Below are 17,310 nucleotides of genomic sequence, written 5' to 3' on the forward strand. Positions count from 1 at the left end.
AGATCGGCGGGAATCGCATCCGTAGACAATTCTCCTTGCGACGAGGACGCAATTCGCTTGCGGTGCTTGCGCTAGTCTTGCGCGCATGACGCGACGACTTGCTCAGGTGGCCAAGAAGGTGGGGGTCAGCGAGGCCACGGTCAGCCGTGTTCTCAACGGCAAGCCCGGTGTCTCCGAGGCGACTCGGCAGTCCGTCCTGACGGCTCTGGACGTCCTCGGGTACGAGCGCCCCACGCAACTGCGGGGTGAGCGGGCGCGTCTGGTGGGTCTGGTGCTGCCGGAGCTGCAGAACCCGATCTTCCCGGCCTTCGCGGAGGCGATCGGCGGAGCGCTGGCGCAGCAGGGGCTGACGCCGGTGCTGTGCACACAGACCAAGGGCGGTGTCTCGGAGGCCGACTACGTGGAGCTTCTGCTGCAACAGCAGGTCTCCGGGATGGTCTTCGCCGGCGGGCTTTTCGCCCAGGCCGACGCGGCGCACGACCACTACCGGCAACTCGCCGAGCGGAACGTGCCGGTCGTCCTCATCAACGCCCCGATCGAGGGACTGGACTTCCCCTGCGTCTCCTGTGACGACGCCGTCGCCGTCGAACAGGCCTGGCGCCATCTCGCCTCGCTCGGGCACGAGCGGATCGGCCTGGTCCTCGGCCCCGGCGACCATGTGCCGTCGCGCCGCAAGCTGGAGGCCGCCCGGCTCGCGGCGAAGGCCGCGGGCGGGGAGCTGCCGGAGAGGTTCGTCGAGCGGACGATGTTCTCCCTCGAGGGCGGACAGGCGGCCGCCGCGCGCCTCCTGGAGCGCGGGGTGACCGGGATCGTGTGCGCGAGCGACCCGCTGGCGCTCGGCGCCATCCGGGCCGCCCGCCGGCGCGGGCTGGTGGTCCCCACGGACGTCTCGGTCGTCGGTTTCGACGACTCCGCCTTCATGAACTGCACCGAGCCTCCCCTCTCGACCGTCCGCCAGCCCATCGAGGCGATGGGGCGGGCCGCGGTCGAGCTGCTGTGCGCCCAGATCCAGGGCACCCACACCCACCCGGGCGAGCTCCTCTTCGAGCCCGAGCTGGTCGTCCGCGGCTCGACCGCCCAGGCGCCCGTCGGGTAACGACTCCGGATCCCGGTCGTCCCGAGAACCCCGGCCCGGCTCCCGCTTCACGCGGGCAGCCGGGCCGTTCCGCTGCGCCCGAGCAGACGCCCGCACAACCCCGCCCGCTGCCGTGGCCGTTGACAAAGTGATGGCCCGGTAGAAACCTGTCGGCTTGGCGCCGCAAAGAATCAACCGAGTTACTCAAAAGCTTGATGTCTGCGGCGCTTCCTTCTCGCCAGAAACATGTCAGGTACCTGGCGAGCGTTCTTGTCATCGTCCGAGCTTCGGATCACGGAACAAGAGGCCATCATGAGAGGGAAACACCACGTCCGCCGGCTCGTCGCCGGCGCGGTGATGGCGGGCCTGATGTGCGTCGGGCTGCTGCCCGTCGCCGTCGCCCGAGCGGCGGAGGGGCCCAATCTGGCTCTCGGCAGGACCGCGACGGCCGGTGGCGCCCACGGCGCCTACCCGGCCGGCAACGTCACCGACGGCAGCCAACAGTCGTACTGGGAAGGCCCCGCGGGCTCGTTCCCGCAATGGGTCCAGGTCGATCTGGGCGGCGCGACCCGCGTCGACCGGGTCACGTTGAAGCTTCCCACCACCTGGGAGGGGCGCGTCCAGAACCTCGGTGTGCTCGGCAGCGACGACGGCGGCACCTTCGGCGCCCTCGCCGGTGCGGCCGCAAGGACTTTCGACCCGAGCCTGGCGAACACGGTGACCATCGACGTCTCCGCCGCGACGGTGCGCTACGTACGGGTCCAGGTGAGCACCAACTCCCGTTGGAACGCGGCCCAGTTGTCCGAACTGGAGGTGTACGGAGAAGGTGGCCAGGGCCCCGTCGATCCGCCTGCCGACGGTACGAACCTGGCGCGCGGCAAGCCCATCGAGGCGACCTCGACGACGCAGAACTACGTCGCGGCCAACGCCAACGACGACAACGTCGCCACCTACTGGGAGTCGGCGGGGTTCCCGTCGAGTCTGACGGTGAAGCTCGGCGCCAACGCCGATGTCACCGCCGTCGTGGTGAAACTGAACCCCGCCCAGGTGTGGGGTCCGCGCACCCAGGCACTCCAGGTGCTCGGGCGTGAGCAGTCGGCCTCCGGCTTCACCGTGCTCAAGGAGCGCGCCGACCACACCTTCACTCCCTCGGCCGGGCAGAACACCGTCACCATCCCGGTGACCGGCCGCCACGCGGACATCCGGCTCACCTTCTTCTCCAACACCGGTGCCCCCGGGGGCCAGGTCGCCGAACTCCAGGTCGTGGGCGCCGCGGCGCCGAACCCGGACCTCACCGTCACCGATCTGACCTGGGCGCCGTCCGCTCCGTCCGAGACGGACGCGGTGACGGTGAACGCCACCGTACGCAACGCCGGGACCGCGTCCTCGCCCGCCAGTACGGTGAACGTCAGCCTCGAAGGCACAGTGGCGGGCTCGGCCCCTGCCCCCGCTCTCGCTGCCGGGGCCTCCGCGACCGTCCCGGTCGCGGTGGGCAAGCGCCCGATGGGCACGTACACCGTCTCGGCGGTCGTCGACCCGACCGACGCCGTCGTCGAGCAGGACGACAGCAACAACAGCCGGACCGCGTCGACGAAGCTGGCCGTGGGCCAGAGCCCGGGACCGGACCTGCTGGTCACGGGTATCACCGCCGACCCCGCGGCCCCGGCCGCCGGCGCGTCCGTCGGCTTCACCGTGACCGTGCGGAACCGAGGTACCACCGGCGTCGCGGCCGGCACGGTGACACGCCTGGCCGTCGGGGGCGCCACGCTCGACGGCGCCACGGGGGCGATCGCGGCGGGGCAGACGGCCACCGTCGCCCTCGCGGGCAGGTGGACGGCCGCGAACGGAGCGGCCACGCTGACCGCGACGGCCGACGCCACGGGCACGGTCTCCGAGACCGACGAGAACAACAACGTCTTCGCGCGCTCGATCGTCGTCGGGCGCGGCGCCGCCGTCCCGTACACCGAGTACGAGGCGGAGAGCGGCCGATACCAGGGCACCCTCCTGACCGCCGACCGGAAGCGCACCTTCGGTCACACCAACTTCGCCTCGGAGTCCTCAGGACGGCAGTCGGTACGGCTCGACTCCACCGGCCAGTACGTGGAGTTCACCTCTGCCAACGCGGCCAACTCCCTCGTCGTACGGAACTCGATCCCGGACGCGCCCGGTGGAGGCGGCAGGGAGGCCACCATCAGCCTCTACGTCGACGGCGCCTTCGAGCGGAAGCTGACGCTCTCCTCCAAGCACAGCTGGCTGTACGGCACCACCGACAGCCCCGAAGGGCTGACCAACTCCCCCCAGGCCGACGCCCGCCGCCTGTTCGACGAGTCTCACGCACTGCTGCCACGGACGTACCCGGTGGGCACCACCTTCCGGCTCCAGCGGGACGCCGGTGACACGGCGGCCTTCTACGTCCTCGACCTGATCGACCTGGAGCAGGTGGCCCCGCCCGCGGCCCAGCCGGCCGGATGCACCTCGATCACCGCCTACGGAGCCGTGCCCAACGACGGCATCGACGACACGGACGCCCTCCAGCGCGCCGTCACGGCCGATCAGAAGGGCGAGATCGGCTGCGTCTGGATCCCGGCGGGCCAGTGGCGACAGGAGCAGAAGATCCTCACCGACGACCCGCTCAACCGGGGCGAGTTCAATCAGGTGGGCATCCGCGACGTCACCATCCGCGGCGCGGGCATGTGGCACTCGCAGCTGTACACCCTCACTCCGCCCCACCAGGCAGGCGGCATCAACCATCCGCACGAGGGCAACTTCGGCTTCGACATCGACCACAACACACAGATCTCCGACATTGCGATCTTCGGATCCGGCACGATCCGGGGCGGGGACGGGAACGCCGAGGGTGGTGTGGGGCTCAACGGGCGGTTCGGCCAGGGCACCCGGATCAGCAACGTCTGGATCGAGCACGCGAACGTCGGCGTCTGGGCCGGTCGCGACTACTCGAACATCCCCGAGCTGTGGGGTCCCGGCGACGGCCTGGAGTTCACCGGGATGCGCATCCGCAACACCTACGCCGACGGCATCAACTTCGCGAACGGAACCCGTAATTCGACCGTCTCGAACTCGTCCTTCCGCAACACCGGTGACGACGCGCTGGCCGTCTGGGCCAGCCGCTACGTCAAGGACCCGTCGGTGGACATCGGCCACGACAACCACTTCCGCAACAACGTCATTCAGCTGCCGTGGCGGGCCAACGGCATCGCCGTCTACGGCGGCCACGGAAACACAATCGAGAACAACGTCATCTCGGACACCATGAACTACCCGGGGATCATGTTGGCGACCGACCATGACCCGCTGCCCTTCTCCGGGCAGACGCTGATCGCCAACAACGCTCTCCACCGCACCGGCGGCGCCTTCTGGGGAGAGGCGCAGGAGTTCGGAGCCATCACCCTGTTCGCGGCGGCCCAGGACATCCCGGGCGTGACGATCCGCGACACCGAGATCCACGACTCGACGTACGACGGCATCCAGTTCAAGGGCGGTGGCGGCGCGTTGCCGGGGGTCCAGATCAAGGACGTCCGTATCGACGGGTCCGTCAACGGCTCCGGAATCCTCGCCCAGGGAGGGGCGCGGGGGAGCGCCACGCTCACGAACGTGACCATCACCGGATCGGCGGAGGGTGACGTCCTGGTCGAACCCGGGTCGCCGTTCGTCGTCCACGGGGCGGCCGGATGACGGTCCCGCAGCACCGGTAGGCAGCAGCGAGGCCGGCGCATCCCGTTCGCACGGGATGCGGCGGCCTCGTTCGTGCGCCGTGATCTCCGCCCAACTGCGCCCCACTGTCAGTGATTTACAGAATCTGCGCGAGATATTGCGTTCACTTGTCGGTGGTGGTTGAGTGTGCCGCGCCCCGCAAGCCGTCGGCGCAGGGGCGACCTCCACGTTCATGCCCGAAGGGGACCACCCATGAGAAGTGCTCGGTTCCGCCGTACCCGCCGCGCCTGCGCGGTCGCCCTCGTCTCGACCCTCACGCTGACCGCGCTCGCCGCCTGTGGCACGAGCAGCAGCAGCGACAACGGAAGCGGTGGATCCGAAGGGGGCGGGTCCTCCGACCCGGCCACCCCGCTGGACCCGAAGACCAAGGTGACGATCACCATCGACTGCATGCCCCCGACGGCGAAGGCGGCCGAACTCAAGGAATGGAAGGAGGACGTCGCCGAGTTCAACAAGACGTACCCCAACGTGACCATCCAGGGCCGCTCCACCGCCGGCCAGTGCCTGGAGCCCCCGCGCTTCACGGCGATGCTCAAGGCCAAGTCCCAACCGGACGTCTTCTACACCTACTTCACCGATCTGCCGCAGGTGCTCGACAACGACGGCGCGGCGGACATCACGGCGTACGTGAACGACACGAGCGTTCCGCTCCTGAAGGACATCGACCCGAACGTCCTCGGCTCCCTCACGCACGAGGGCAAGCTCTACGGCCTGCCCACCAGCAACTACACGATGGGCCTGCTCGTCAACCGCAAGCTGTTCCAGCAGGCAGGCCTCGACCCCGACGCCCCGCCCCGCACGTGGGACGAGGTCCGAGCGGCAGCCAAGAAGATCGCCGGGCTCGGCAACGGCATCTCCGGCTTCGGCGAGTACAGCGCGGGCAACACCGGTGGCTGGCACTTCACGGCGCAGATGTACAGCCTGGGCGGCGACGTCGTCGACGCGAGCGGCAGGAAGGCCGCGTTCAACAACGACCTCGGCAAGCAGGTCGCGAAGAACCTCCACGCCATGCGTTGGGAGGACGACAGCATGGGCAGGACCCAGCTCCTCCAGTGGGGCGACCTGCAGAAGCAGATCGCCACCGACAAGCTCGGCATGTTCCTCGCCGCGCCCGACGACATCGCGTACATGGTCCAGCAACTCGGCGCGAAGTACGAGAACTTCGGCATGGGTCCGATCCCCGGCGAGAAGAACACCCTCGCCGGCGGCAACAACTACATGATCAAGAAGGGGATCTCCGGCGACAAGATCAAGGCCGCGGTCGCCTGGCTGAACTTCAAGAACCTCTCCGTCGGCAAGGGCCAGTTCAACTGGCCCCGTACCAAGGCGGACAACCTCCCGGTCGGCGTTCCCCAGCCCAACTTCTGGCGGGGCGGATCCAAGACCACCGACGATGCCGCCCGTGTGCAGAACGCCACCATGCCGGTCGCCAACTTCAAGTCCTTCATGGACAACCCCGTTCCGGGCAAGGCGGAGCCGCCGAAGGCCCAGGAGATCTACAAGGTCCTGGACAACGTGATGTCCGGCATCCTCACCAACAAGGACGCCGACATCGACAAGCTGCTCGCCACGGCCGAAGCGCAGGTCAACCAGGTCCTGGCCAACCAGTGACCGCGATCGGAAGGGGCGGGCTCCACGCCCGCCCCGTGCCGTCCGGCGGTCGGTTCGCCAAGAGCCTGCGACGCAATCTCACCGCCCATGGCTTCCTCATCGGCGCGGTCCTCTGTTTCGCGGTGTTCTCCTGGTACCCGATGGTCAGGGAGTTCCTCCTCGCCTTCCAGAAGACCGAGGACGGACGGACCAGCTGGGTCGGCCTGGACAATCTCGTCACCGTCGTCAACGACCCCGCCTTCTGGCAGGCGTGGCGCAACACACTCCTGTTCACCGCCCTCGCCCTGCTCCTCGGCTTCGTGGTGCCGTTCGCCGTCGCGATCGTCATCAACGAGTTCCAGCACGGTCAGGGCTACCTCCGGCTGCTCGTCTACCTGCCCGTGATGCTGCCGCCGGTCGCCGCCGTGCTGCTCTTCAAGTATCTGTACGACCCCGGATACGGGCTGCTCAACGAGGTGTTCCGCTTCCTGCATCTGCCCGAGCAGCAGTGGCTCCAGGACCCCGACACCGCGATGCTCGCCGTCGTCATCGCCTCGACCTGGATGAACATGGGCGGTGCGGCCCTCATCTACCTCGCCGCGCTCCAGGGCATCCCCGGCGAGCTCTACGAGGCGGCCGAACTCGACGGCGCCGGCCTGTTCCGCAAGATCTGGCATGTCACCATCCCGCAGACCCGGCTCATCCTCTCGCTGATGCTCCTCATGCAGATCATCGCGACCATGCAGGTCTTCGTCGAGCCGTTCCTGCTGACCGGCGGCGCCGGCCCCGAGGGCTCCACCACCACGGTCGTCCACCTCATCTACCAGTACGCCTTCAACTTCAACAACTACGGTGCCGCGGCGGCGCTCGGCCTCCTCCTGCTCGTACTCCTCGCCGGATTCTCGGCGGCGTACGTGAAGCTCAGCCGCGCCGACGACGAGTAGGAGACGAGGGCCCGTCATGTCCACACGTACGCTCATCTCACCCGCCCAGCGCGCCACCCGTCGCGGCAAGGCGCTGTACCGGGCGACCCTCGGCCTGGTCCTCGGAGGGTTCACCCTGGTGTTCCTCGGGCCGCTGTACTGGATGGTGTCCAGCGGCTTCAAGGACACCCAGGAGGTCATCCGTACGCCCCCGACCCTGGTGCCCGAGTCCTTCGCACCGGAGAACTACTCCCGCGCCTGGGAGGTCATGGACCTCTCCACGCTGCTGTTCAACACGCTGTACTACGCGTTCGGCGCCCTCGCCTTCCAGCTCGTCCTCGACGTGGCGGCCGCCTACTCCCTCTCCAAGCTCCGCCCGGTGCTCGGCAAGGCGATCCTCGGCATGATGCTCGCGACGCTGATGATCCCGGCGACCGTCCTCGTCGTGCCCCAGTACCTGACGGTGCTCGACGTACCGGTCGTGGAACGCAACCTGCTCAACACGCCCTGGGCGATCTGGCTGCCCTCCGTCACCAACGCCTTCAGCATCTTCCTGCTGAAGCGGTTCTTCGACTCGATCCCGAAGGAGCTGCTCGACGCCGCGTCGATGGACGGCGCCTCCCCGACGCGGATCCTCGTGTCGATCGTGCTGCCGATCTCCCGGCCGATCCTGGGCGTCGTGTCGATCTTCGCCGTCGTGGGCGTCTGGAAGGACTTCCTCTGGCCGATGCTCACACTCCCCGACCCCGCGAAGCAGACCCTCAACGTCGGTATCTACTCGCTCTCCAACGGCGTCCCGGTGAACGTCCTCATCGCCGCGCTCACGATCGCCTCCCTGCCGACCCTGATCGTCTTCCTGGTCTTCCAGCGCAACATCATGAGCGGTCTCACCGCCGGCGGCCTCAAGGGCTGACCACGAGCCCCCACCCCGCCCGGCGGTGCAGAACCCCCCTGCCCGAAAGGACCGTCACGTGGCAGCCCCTCACGACTGGTGGCGCGACGCCGTCATCTACCAGGTGTACCCCCGCAGCTTCGCCGACGGCGACGGCGACGGGACCGGTGACCTCGCGGGTGTCCGGGCGAGACTGCCTTATCTCGCCGAACTCGGCGTCGACGCCGTGTGGTTCACCCCCTGGTACGTCTCACCCCTGGTCGACGGCGGGTACGACGTCGCCGACTACCGTACCGTCGACCCCGCCTTCGGCACCCTCGCCGAGGCCGAGAAGCTGATCGCGGAGGCCTCCGAGCTCGGCATCCGGGTCATCGTCGACATCGTCCCCAACCATGTCTCCGACCGGCACGCCTGGTTCCGTGCCGCGCTCGACGCCGGGCCCGGCAGCGCCGAGCGCGAACTGTTCCACTTCCGCCCCGGGCGCGGCGCCCACGGCGAACTCCCGCCCAACAACTGGCCCTCCCAGTTCTCCGGCCCCACCTGGACCCGTGTCCCCGACGGCGAGTGGTACCTCCATCTGTTCACCCCCGAGCAGCCCGACCTCAACTGGGCCCACCCGGCGGTGCGCCGGGAGCATGAGGACGTGCTCCGCTTCTGGTTCTCCCGCGGCGTCGCCGGCGTACGCATCGACTCCGCCGCCCTGCTCGCCAAGGACCCCGCGCTCGCCGACTTCGAGGAGGGCGTGGACCCCCACCCGTACATCGACCAGGACGAACTGCACGACATCTACCGTTCCTGGCGGGCGGTCGCCGACGAGTACGGAGCCGTCTTCGTCGGCGAGGTCTGGCTTCCGGACGCCGAACGCTTCGCCCGCTATCTGCGTCCCGACGAGCTGCACACCGCCTTCAACTTCAACTTCCTCGCCTGCCCCTGGGAGCCGGACCGGCTGCGTCGCACCATCGACGACACCCTCGCCGAGCACGCCCCCGTCGGAGCTCCCGCCACCTGGGTCCTCTGCAACCACGACGTCACTCGGACGGTGACCCGGTACGGCCGTACGGACACCGCCTTCGACTTCGCGACGAAGGCCTTCGGCACCCCCACCGACCTCGCTCTCGGCACGTGCCGGGCCCGCGCGGCGGCCCTGCTGACGCTCGCCCTGCCCGGTTCGGTGTACGTGTACCAGGGCGAGGAACTGGGGCTGCCCGAGGCCGACGTCCCACCGGAGAGGATCCAGGACCCGATGCACTTCCGCTCCGGAGGTACCGACCCCGGACGCGACGGATGCAGGGTCCCGTTGCCCTGGGCAGCGGACGCCCCGCACTTCGGCTTCGGCGCGCCGGCCGGACCATGGCTGCCCCAGCCCGAGGACTGGGCCCGCTACGCCGTCGACCGGCAGAGCGCCGACCCGGAGTCGATGCTCGCGCTGTACCGGACGGCCCTGGCTCTGCGCCGGTCGGAGGAGGGCTTCGGCGACGGTCCCCTGACCTGGCTGACCGCCGACGAAGGGGTGCTCGCCTTCGCTCGGGCGGGCGGTCTGCTCTGCCTGACCAACCTCTCCGCCACCCCCGTCACGCTCCCGCCGTACGAGACCCTGCTCCTCGCCAGCGCCCCGCTCGACCCGGAGGGCCGCCTGCCGTCCGACACGACGGTGTGGCTGCGTGCTCCGCGCGGAGCGGGGTGACGGGGGGACGCGCCGTTTCAGCTCCGGGAGGCGTCCCTGAGCCGGTCGCGCTGGATGCGGTGGGCGAGGGTGCGACGTGCCGAAGGGGACCCGGCGGGCGGCCCGGTCGACGTGACCTTCGTGGGCACGTCGAGACCCCGGCTGATCACGTCGTACGCGTCCCGGAAAGCGGCGGGCAGCCGCTCCCGCTGCCGCGTCAGGTCCTCCTCGACCAGGCGCCGCAGTGCGTCGACGTTCTGGGGCGTGAAGCGCTTCTTCCCGCGGGCCATCGCCTCGACGTGGCGCGCACAGCGCGCGGTGTCGTCGCAGAACTCGGAGATCTCCTCGGCGAGACCCCACAGACGTCCTTCGAGCCACGGGATGTCGGACTGGTCGAGGGAGAGCTCCATGGGCGGCGGCGGTGGGTCGGCGGGCTTGTGCTTCGCCACCTGCTTGGACACCGCAGGCTGGCTCATGTCGGCGATCCGGGCGATCCGGTCCTGCGTCCAGCCGAGGCTCGCGAGCAGCAGGATCATCTCGGCGCGCAGCTGCCGCATCTCCTCACCGGCACGGATGACCTCGTTCATGGCGGAGAGCATCCGCTCGGCCTGTTCCTCGGTCAGTGTGCCGTCCGCGCCTGTCATGCCTGTCATGACTCGGTTATACACCCTGGTGACCACGGAACATAACCGGGTTGTACAACCAGGTTATGGGTGACAGGATCCCGCCATGCCCTCATTCACCGCGTCCGAAGTCACCGCGCCCGACGGAACCCGCCTCGCATACCGCACGGAGGGAGCCGGCGACCCCCTCGTCTGCCTCCCCGGAGGCCCCATGGACTCCCGCTACCTCGGCGACCTCGGCGGGCTGTCCGCCCATCGCCGCCTGATCCTGCCGGACCCGCGCGGGACCGGCCTGTCGGCGATCCCCGAGGACACCTCCTCCTATCGCTGCGACCGCCTCGTCGACGACGTCGAGGCCCTGCGCCAGCACCTCGGCCTGGCACGGATGGATCTGCTCGGCCACTCCGGTGGCGCGAACCTCGCGGTGCGGTACGCGGCCCGCCACCCGGACCGCGTCGGCAGGCTCGCCCTGATCACCCCCGGCACGGCGGCCGTGGGTATCGCGATCACCGGCGAGATGCGGCGCGAGGAAGCCCGACGGCGCAGCGACGAGCCGTGGTTCCCGGCGGCGTACGCAGCGCTGGAGGCGATCACCGAGGGCACCGGCAGCGACTGGGAGGCCATCGCCCCCTTCTTCTGGGGGCGTTGGGACACCGAGGCGCGGGTCCACCACGCGGCGAGTCGACCGGACAACGCGGAGGCCGTCGCCGGCTTCGGCGCCGAAGGCGCCTTCGACCCGCCGGCCACCCGTGCGGCGCTGGCCGCGCTCCGTGGCCCCGTCCTGCTGCTCGCGGGGGAGTTCGACCTCAACAGTCCGCCCGCCTCGACCGCCGAGTACGCGGGACTGTTCCCCGATGCCTCACTCGTCGTGCAGTCCGGTGCCGGCCACTACCCGTGGGTCGACGACGCGGAGCGGTTCGTCGCCACCGCGGCGGCCTTCCTGCGCTGACGGTGCGCGCCCGGGGTGTACCCGAACGCGCGGCGGAACACCTCGATGAACGCGCTGGGGGACGACCAGCCGCAGCGGTGCGCGACGGTGGTCACCGGCATGTCGTCGGCCAGCATGCGCAGGGCGTGGTAGAGGCGCGCCTGGGTGCGCCACTGAGGGAAGGTCATGCCGAGTTCGGCACGGAACAGCCGGCTGAGCGTGCGTTCGCCGGCTCCGGTCGCGGCGCCGAGCTCGGCCAGGGTCCGAGGGTCGGCCGGGTCGTCGCGCAGGATCGCGCAGACGGCCGCGAGCCGGGGATCGGCCGGGGTCGGCAACCGGAGGGGCTGCTGGGGCGAGGCCCGTAGCTGGTCCCGTAGGACGGCGAGAAGCCGGCGGCGTTCGGGACCCGTGTCGTCGGGGGCGCGCGTATAGGCGAGGATCAGCTCGCGCAGGAGCGGGCCGACGGCGAGGACGGTGGGGGCGTCCAGGCCGGGCGGATTGTCGTCGGCGGGCAGGCCGATGAGGTGCAGATCCAGATGGCCGTGAGCGCGGTGGGCGTGAACGGTTCCGGCCGGGACCCAGATCGCGCGCGTTCCGGGGGCGAACCAGGTGCCGGCGTCGGTCGTGACGGCCAGCACGCCCGAGCCCGCGTAGACGATCTGGTGGTCGTCGTGGCGGTGCGCGTCGATCCGGTCCCCGGCGGCCAGGATCTGGGCGCGGGTCGGCGCCTGCGGCGTATGGCGGACGGAGTCCGGTTGGCGGATGTTCGGCACAACGCGGCAGATTATCGAAAGCGCGCACCCGGCCGCGTTGCCACGATCGAACGGTGTCGACGAAACGGACCACCCCGCGCAACAGACCCCTCACGCTGATGTCCCTGGGACACGCCTGCGTGGACGTCTACCAGGGAGCGGTCGCCGCCCTGGTGCCGTTCTTCGTCTCCGAGCGGGCGTACACCTACGCCGCCGCCTCCGGACTCGTACTGGCGGCCTCGCTGCTGTCGTCGGTGGTGCAGCCGCTGTTCGGGGCGCTCACCGACAGGTGGGCCATGCCATGGCTGCTTCCCGTGAGCGCGCTGCTCGGCGGCGCCGGTGTCGCGATGAGCGGCGTCAGTGGCTCGTACGCCCTCACCCTGGCGGTCGTCGCCGTGTCCGGGATGGGCGTCGCCGCCTACCACCCCGAGGCAGCCCGCGTGGCGCGACATGCGAGCCGCGGCAGTCATACGGCGATGGGCTCGTTCTCGCTCGGCGGCAACCTCGGCTTCGCCACCGCCCCGCCGCTGGTCGCCGCCGTCATCGCCACGGGCGGGCTGGGCGCCACCCCGCTGCTGGTCGTCCCCGCCCTCGTGGGCGCGGCCCTGTGCGCGGCGGCGCTGCGAGCGCTCGAAGCGCCGGGCGCGCCCAAGGTGTCCGACGCGGCCCCCGATGCGAACGAGGCCGGGGGCAGGGACGACTGGGCGTCCTTCGCCCGGCTGTCCGGTGCGGTCGTGTGCCGGTCGATCGTCTTCGTCGGTCTGAGTACGTTCATCTCGCTCTACGCACGCCAGCGCACCGGTGGCGGCGAAGTCTCGGGGACGGCCGCCCTGTTCGTGCTCTACCTCGGCGGCGCGGTCGGCACCGTCGCCGGAGGCAGGCTGGCCACCCGCTACCGGCGCATCACGGTCGTGCGGTGGTCCTACGCCCTGACCGTCCTCGCCGTGGCCGGTGTCGTCCTGGTTCCCGGCCCGTCCCTCTACGCCTTCGTCGCGCTCACCTCGGCCGGTCTGTACGTGCCGTTCTCCCTGCATGTGACGCTCGGTCAGGACTACCTGCCCCGGCGCATGGGCACAGCCGGGGGTGTCACGCTGGGCCTGACCGTCAGTATCGGCGGCCTGGCCGCCCCGTTCGTCGGAGCCGTCGCCGACGCCGCCTCGCTGCAGACCGCCCTCGCACCCCTGATCGCCCTGCCGGCTCTCGGCTGGGTGCTGCTGCGCACCCTGCGCGAGCCCGAGCCGCCCGCCCTGCCCGCCCCGCCGCCCCCGGCCGACCGTGAAGCGCCGCCGGAGGCCCGACCACCGACGGGGCCGGCGGACGAGCCGGTCCCCGGCGGCGAGACACGCCGACAGCCGTGGTGAATCCGGGAAGGCCCCGTCACCAAGCTGTGAAGGTTCGGCGGGACTCTGGTGTTCAGTCCAGCGCACTCACCACTCACCGGGGGACCCAGACCATGAGCACCGTACGCAGAGCCGCCCTCGTCCTCGCCGCCTTCACCGTGTCCGCCGTCGCCCTGACGGCCTGCGGCCCCACCGGGGACGACGCGGCGGGCGGAGCCGGGAAGCCGACCGCGAGCCCGACGAAGCCCACCACCCCGCCGACCTCTCCCGGCAAGAAGCCCTCCGGCGGGAGTGGCGGCCCGTCATCCGACCCCGACCACGCGGTGTTTCCCTGCAGCACCTTCGACGTGACGTTCGCCGCGAACCTGGCGGAGCCCACGACGAGCAGCTACCTGCTGAAGATCACCAACAAGGCCGCCAAGGCGTGCAAGGTCCTGGGGCATCCGGTCGTGACCTTCGGTGATCTGGACGGACAGGCGACCGAGCGGGGCGAGGCCCCCGGTATCGAGGACGCGATCAGGCTCGAGCCGGGACAGTCCGCCTACGCCGGCCTCATGGGCGGTGCGAACGACGGCACGGGCAGGACCGTCCACTCGATCGCGATGACCATGAACACCGAGTCCGACCTGGCCCAGACACCCCTGACGGCATCGACGCCCGGCCTGTACGTCTCGCCCGCCCGGAACTCCGTCACGGCCTGGGTGAACAACGTGGAGGACGCCCTGAGCCTGTAGGGGACGTGCCGACGGCCGGGAGTCGGACGGTGCCCGCGTCACGGAGCGCGCGGCGCGGGGGAGCGACACCCCGCCCGCGCGGGCGCGAGGGAAGATCCCCGGCCCGTGCAGCGCTTACCGTTACAGCGATCGCACGCGACAGAAGGAACGGGCGCCGGGCATGAAGATCGATCTCACGGACACCACATCCAGCAAGATCAACAAGGCGATCGTGGAGGGCCGCCGGGCCGTCGGCACACCTGCCGTCGGCATGGTGCTCACGCTCGTGATCGTCACGGACGAGGAGAACGCCTACGACGCGCTGAAGGCCGCCAACGAGGCCTCCCGCGAACACCCCGCACGTACGCTCGTCGTCATCAAGCGCCACTCCCGCTCGCCCCGGAGGCGTCACGAGACGCGCCTGGACGCGGAGGTCCGCGTCGGCAGCGACGCGGGCTCGGGCGAGACCGTGCTGCTGCGCCTCCACGGTGAACTCGGCGCCCGCGCCGACTCCGTGGTCCTGCCCCTGCTGCTCCCGGACGCGCCCGTCGTCGTCTGGTGGCCGGCCCGAGCCCCCGACGTACCGTCCACCGACCCGCTCGGCCGGCTCGCCCAGCGCCGGATCACCGACGCATACGCCGTCGAGGACCCTCTCGCCGCACTCGCGGTCCGCGCGGCCTCCTACGCCCCCGGGGACACGGACCTCGCCTGGACCCGGCTCACGCCCTGGCGTTCGATGCTGGCCGCCGCACTGGACCAGGCGCGGGCGACCGTCGTCTCGGCCGCGGTGGAGAGCGAACCCGACAACCCGAGCGCCGAACTGCTGGCCCGCTGGTTCGAGGACCGGCTGCGGGTACCGGTCGAACGGGTCGTCAGCGAGGGTCCGGTGGTCACCGCCGTACGCCTCGGCACCCCCGACGGGGAGATCGTGATCGACCGCCCGGAGGGCCCCGTCGCCATGCTGTCGATCCCCGGCCAGCCCAGTCGCGTCCTCGCCCTGAAGGTGCGCACGACCGCCGAGCTGATCGCGGAGGAGCTGCGCCGGCTCGACCCCGACGAGATCTACGCCTCGGCCCTGCGCACCCAGGCGCCCACGGCTCCGTAGGCGTCAGTTCGGGCCGGAGAACCGGCGTACGTATCGCTTCTGCCAGGGAGTCTCGACCGCACGGGGGTGGTACCCGCCGCGGACGAACTCCACCGCCCGGTCGGCCGGGACGCCGTCGAGGACGGCGAGGCAGGCGAGCGCCGTCCCGGTCCTCCCCACGCCGCCCCCGCAGGCGAGTTCGACGCGCTCGTGCCCGGCCCGGGACAACGCCTCCGTGAGGACGTCCCGGGCTTCCGCGCTGTCGGCCGGCAGCCGGAAGTCCGGCCAGCGCAGCCACCGTGACTCCCAGTCGGTCTCCGGCGGGCGCCTGCCGAGCAGATGGACGGCGAACTCGGGGGCGGGGCCCGGCGGAAGAGGGTGCCGAAGGCCGCGCCCCCGCACCAGACGTCCGGACGGCAGGCGCAGCACCCCGGGGTCGGTCGGCTTCCACAACTCGGTCATTCGCCCACCGTAATCGGCGCCGCCCGAACCTGTGTCCCGAACTCATTGACACCCGTACGTCCCGCCCCGACACTCTTGCCACCTGTCAGTGAAGCAATCTTCACCAGGCGAATGAGCCGCTCGCGATTCAGGGACACACATTGACCTCCACCTCCTCCCCGCCCCGCGCGGCGGCGGCGCGAAGGCTCCCGCTCCCGCCGGTGGCCTGGCCGCCCAGGGCTGAGAGGTCGCCCGGCCACAGCACTCGGGCGCGAGGGCGGGCCCGCCGGGAACATCCGGCGGGCCCGCCCTTGCATGGAGTGTGCGGTCAGAGGGGCAACCCGGCGTAGTTCTGGGCCAGTTCGGCCGCGGCGTGCGGCGAGGTCGCGATCCGCTCCAGCTGGGAGAGCTGGAGCCTGGTGTCGAAGGGGAGCTGCCCGGGGTCGGTGTGCAGCGTCGTCGTCATGAAGTACGAGAAGTGCTCGGCCCGCCAGACCCGGCGCAGGCAGGTGTCGGAGTACCTGTCGAGCAGCTCCGCGGAGCCCGTGGCGTACCGTTCGGCGAGAGCGCGCGCCAGGACGATCACGTCGGCCGCGGCGAGGTTGAGCCCCTTCGCGCCGGTCGGCGGAACGATGTGCGCCGCGTCCCCGGCGAGCAGCAGCCGCCCGAACCGCATCGGCTCGGTCACCGAACTGCGCATCGGCAGCACCGACTTCTGTATGACCGGACCGCGCTCCAGCCGCCACCCGGGCTCCTCGCCGAGCGCGAACCGGGCGTCCAGCTCGTCCCAGACGCGCTGGTCGGACCAGTCGGCGGGATCGGTGCCGTTCGGCACCTGGAGGTAGAGCCGGCTCACGGCCGGCGACCTCATGCTGGCCAGCGCGAACCCGCGCTCGGAGTGGGCGTAGATCAACTCGTCGTACACGGGCGGGGCTTCGGCGAGAATGCCGAGCCAGGAGTACGGATACGTCCGCTCGTACGTCGTGCGCTCCGACTCGGGCAGCGCCGTGCGCGCGACCCCGTGGAAGCCGTCGCAGCCGACCACGTAGTCGCACGTCTGGGTCTGCTCGCGGCCCTCGTGGGTGTAGCGGATCGACGGGCGGTCCGTCTCGACGCCCTCCACCGCCCGCACCTCGGCGCCGAACAGCAGCGGCCCGCCCTCGGCGAGCTGAAGGGCGATCAGGTCCTTGACGACCTCGGTCTGCGCATAGACCCAGACCCGGCGGCCGTCGGTGAGCGACGGGAGGTCGACCCGGTGGGCGCGCCCGTCGAAGCGCAGCTCGATGCCCTCGTGGGCCAGGCCCTCGGCGTCGAGCCGTGCCCCGGCCCCGGCGGAGCGCAGGGCGTCGACGGTGGCCTGTTCGAGGATTCCGGCGCGTTGGCGCCGCTCGACATAGGCACGGTCGCGGGATTCCAGGACCACGCAGTCGACACCGGCGTTGTGCAGCAGACGGGCGAGCAGCAGCCCGGAGGGGCCGCCGCCGATGATCCCGACGGTGGTGTGCATGAGCTCTCCGTGTTCGTATAGTGAAATAAACTTCACTCAAGAGTGGG

At 70.7% G+C, this 17,310-nt stretch carries 14 protein-coding genes; 10 read left to right on the plus strand and 4 right to left on the minus strand.

What is annotated here, in order from left to right; all coding sequences use genetic code 11:
- The first annotated feature begins 85 nt into the window (after positions 1–85).
- From ACFC0D_RS21785 to ACFC0D_RS21810, 6 genes are all read left to right on the plus strand, one after another.
- Positions 86–1,096, plus strand: coding sequence for a LacI family DNA-binding transcriptional regulator (locus tag ACFC0D_RS21785; protein WP_376438284.1), 1,011 nt, complete (start codon positions 86–88; stop codon positions 1,094–1,096).
- Positions 1,097–1,387: 291 nt separating this feature from the next.
- Positions 1,388–4,768, plus strand: a complete 3,381-nt coding sequence (locus tag ACFC0D_RS21790; RefSeq protein WP_376438287.1) for a CARDB domain-containing protein — start codon at positions 1,388–1,390, stop codon at positions 4,766–4,768.
- A 231-nt stretch (positions 4,769–4,999) separates the two neighbouring features.
- On the plus strand, positions 5,000–6,418 hold the full coding sequence (locus tag ACFC0D_RS21795; protein WP_376438291.1) for an extracellular solute-binding protein: 1,419 nt from the start codon (positions 5,000–5,002) through the stop codon (positions 6,416–6,418).
- 5 nt (positions 6,419–6,423) lie between these two features.
- Positions 6,424–7,341, plus strand: a complete 918-nt coding sequence (locus ACFC0D_RS21800) for a carbohydrate ABC transporter permease (RefSeq protein WP_376438377.1) — start codon at positions 6,424–6,426, stop codon at positions 7,339–7,341.
- Positions 7,342–7,357: 16 nt separating this feature from the next.
- Positions 7,358–8,233, plus strand: coding sequence for a carbohydrate ABC transporter permease (locus ACFC0D_RS21805; RefSeq protein WP_376438294.1), 876 nt, complete (start codon positions 7,358–7,360; stop codon positions 8,231–8,233).
- Between the two features lie 58 nt (positions 8,234–8,291).
- Complete coding sequence (locus tag ACFC0D_RS21810; protein ID WP_376438297.1) at positions 8,292–9,896, plus strand: glycoside hydrolase family 13 protein; 1,605 nt, start codon at positions 8,292–8,294, stop codon at positions 9,894–9,896.
- Between the two features lie 17 nt (positions 9,897–9,913).
- Here the strand turns inward: ACFC0D_RS21810 and ACFC0D_RS21815 are convergent, their stop codons facing one another.
- On the minus strand, positions 9,914–10,528 hold the full coding sequence (locus ACFC0D_RS21815; RefSeq protein WP_376438300.1) for a sigma-70 family RNA polymerase sigma factor: 615 nt from the start codon (positions 10,526–10,528) through the stop codon (positions 9,914–9,916).
- Between the two features lie 76 nt (positions 10,529–10,604).
- Here ACFC0D_RS21815 and ACFC0D_RS21820 point away from each other — a divergent pair, with 76 nt between their 5' ends.
- Positions 10,605–11,447: an alpha/beta fold hydrolase gene (locus ACFC0D_RS21820; protein WP_376438303.1), complete on the plus strand. Its 843-nt coding sequence runs from the start codon at positions 10,605–10,607 to the stop codon at positions 11,445–11,447.
- Here ACFC0D_RS21820 and ACFC0D_RS21825 read toward each other — a convergent pair.
- Complete coding sequence (locus ACFC0D_RS21825) at positions 11,387–12,199, minus strand: helix-turn-helix transcriptional regulator (RefSeq protein WP_376438306.1); 813 nt, start codon at positions 12,197–12,199, stop codon at positions 11,387–11,389. The two genes, ACFC0D_RS21820 and ACFC0D_RS21825, sit on opposite strands and share 61 nt — an antisense overlap.
- Before the next feature lie 98 nt (positions 12,200–12,297).
- On the opposite strand from ACFC0D_RS21825, the gene ACFC0D_RS21830 reads away from it, so the two are divergent.
- The 3 genes from ACFC0D_RS21830 (at position 12,298) to opcA (ending at position 15,336) form a co-directional block, all read left to right on the plus strand.
- Entirely contained in the window at positions 12,298–13,539 is a 1,242-nt protein-coding gene (locus ACFC0D_RS21830; protein ID WP_376438380.1) for an MFS transporter, read from the plus strand.
- A gap of 92 nt (positions 13,540–13,631) precedes the next feature.
- Entirely contained in the window at positions 13,632–14,252 is a 621-nt protein-coding gene (locus tag ACFC0D_RS21835; RefSeq protein ID WP_376438308.1) for a DUF4232 domain-containing protein, read from the plus strand.
- A gap of 160 nt (positions 14,253–14,412) precedes the next feature.
- Positions 14,413–15,336 carry a glucose-6-phosphate dehydrogenase assembly protein OpcA gene (opcA, locus tag ACFC0D_RS21840; protein WP_376438311.1) on the plus strand — a complete coding sequence of 308 codons (924 nt, stop codon included), beginning with the start codon at positions 14,413–14,415 and terminating at the stop codon, positions 15,334–15,336.
- A 3-nt stretch (positions 15,337–15,339) separates the two neighbouring features.
- Here opcA and ACFC0D_RS21845 read toward each other — a convergent pair whose 3' ends face one another.
- Entirely contained in the window at positions 15,340–15,777 is a 438-nt protein-coding gene (locus ACFC0D_RS21845) for a protein-tyrosine phosphatase family protein (RefSeq protein WP_376438314.1), read from the minus strand.
- A 307-nt stretch (positions 15,778–16,084) separates the two neighbouring features.
- Positions 16,085–17,263: a 4-hydroxybenzoate 3-monooxygenase gene (locus tag ACFC0D_RS21850; protein WP_376438317.1), complete on the minus strand. Its 1,179-nt coding sequence runs from the start codon at positions 17,261–17,263 to the stop codon at positions 16,085–16,087.
- Positions 17,264–17,310 lie beyond the last annotated feature (47 nt).

This window comes from Streptomyces sp. NPDC056222 (assembly GCF_042264065.1).
GTDB lineage: Bacteria > Actinomycetota > Actinomycetes > Streptomycetales > Streptomycetaceae > Streptomyces.

Coding starts and splice junctions, on each gene's coding strand:
- ACFC0D_RS21785 (WP_376438284.1), top strand. CDS start 86: ATGACGCGACGACTTGCTCAGGTGGCCAAGAAGGTGGGGGTCAGCGAG.
- ACFC0D_RS21790 (WP_376438287.1), top strand. CDS start 1,388: ATGAGAGGGAAACACCACGTCCGCCGGCTCGTCGCCGGCGCGGTGATG.
- ACFC0D_RS21795 (WP_376438291.1), top strand. CDS start 5,000: ATGAGAAGTGCTCGGTTCCGCCGTACCCGCCGCGCCTGCGCGGTCGCC.
- ACFC0D_RS21805 (WP_376438294.1), top strand. CDS start 7,358: ATGTCCACACGTACGCTCATCTCACCCGCCCAGCGCGCCACCCGTCGC.
- ACFC0D_RS21815 (WP_376438300.1), bottom strand. CDS start 10,528: ATGACAGGCATGACAGGCGCGGACGGCACACTGACCGAGGAACAGGCC.
- ACFC0D_RS21820 (WP_376438303.1), top strand. CDS start 10,605: ATGCCCTCATTCACCGCGTCCGAAGTCACCGCGCCCGACGGAACCCGC.
- ACFC0D_RS21830 (WP_376438380.1), top strand. CDS start 12,298: ATGTCCCTGGGACACGCCTGCGTGGACGTCTACCAGGGAGCGGTCGCC.
- ACFC0D_RS21835 (WP_376438308.1), top strand. CDS start 13,632: ATGAGCACCGTACGCAGAGCCGCCCTCGTCCTCGCCGCCTTCACCGTG.
- opcA (WP_376438311.1), top strand. CDS start 14,413: ATGAAGATCGATCTCACGGACACCACATCCAGCAAGATCAACAAGGCG.
- ACFC0D_RS21845 (WP_376438314.1), bottom strand. CDS start 15,777: ATGACCGAGTTGTGGAAGCCGACCGACCCCGGGGTGCTGCGCCTGCCG.
- ACFC0D_RS21850 (WP_376438317.1), bottom strand. CDS start 17,263: ATGCACACCACCGTCGGGATCATCGGCGGCGGCCCCTCCGGGCTGCTG.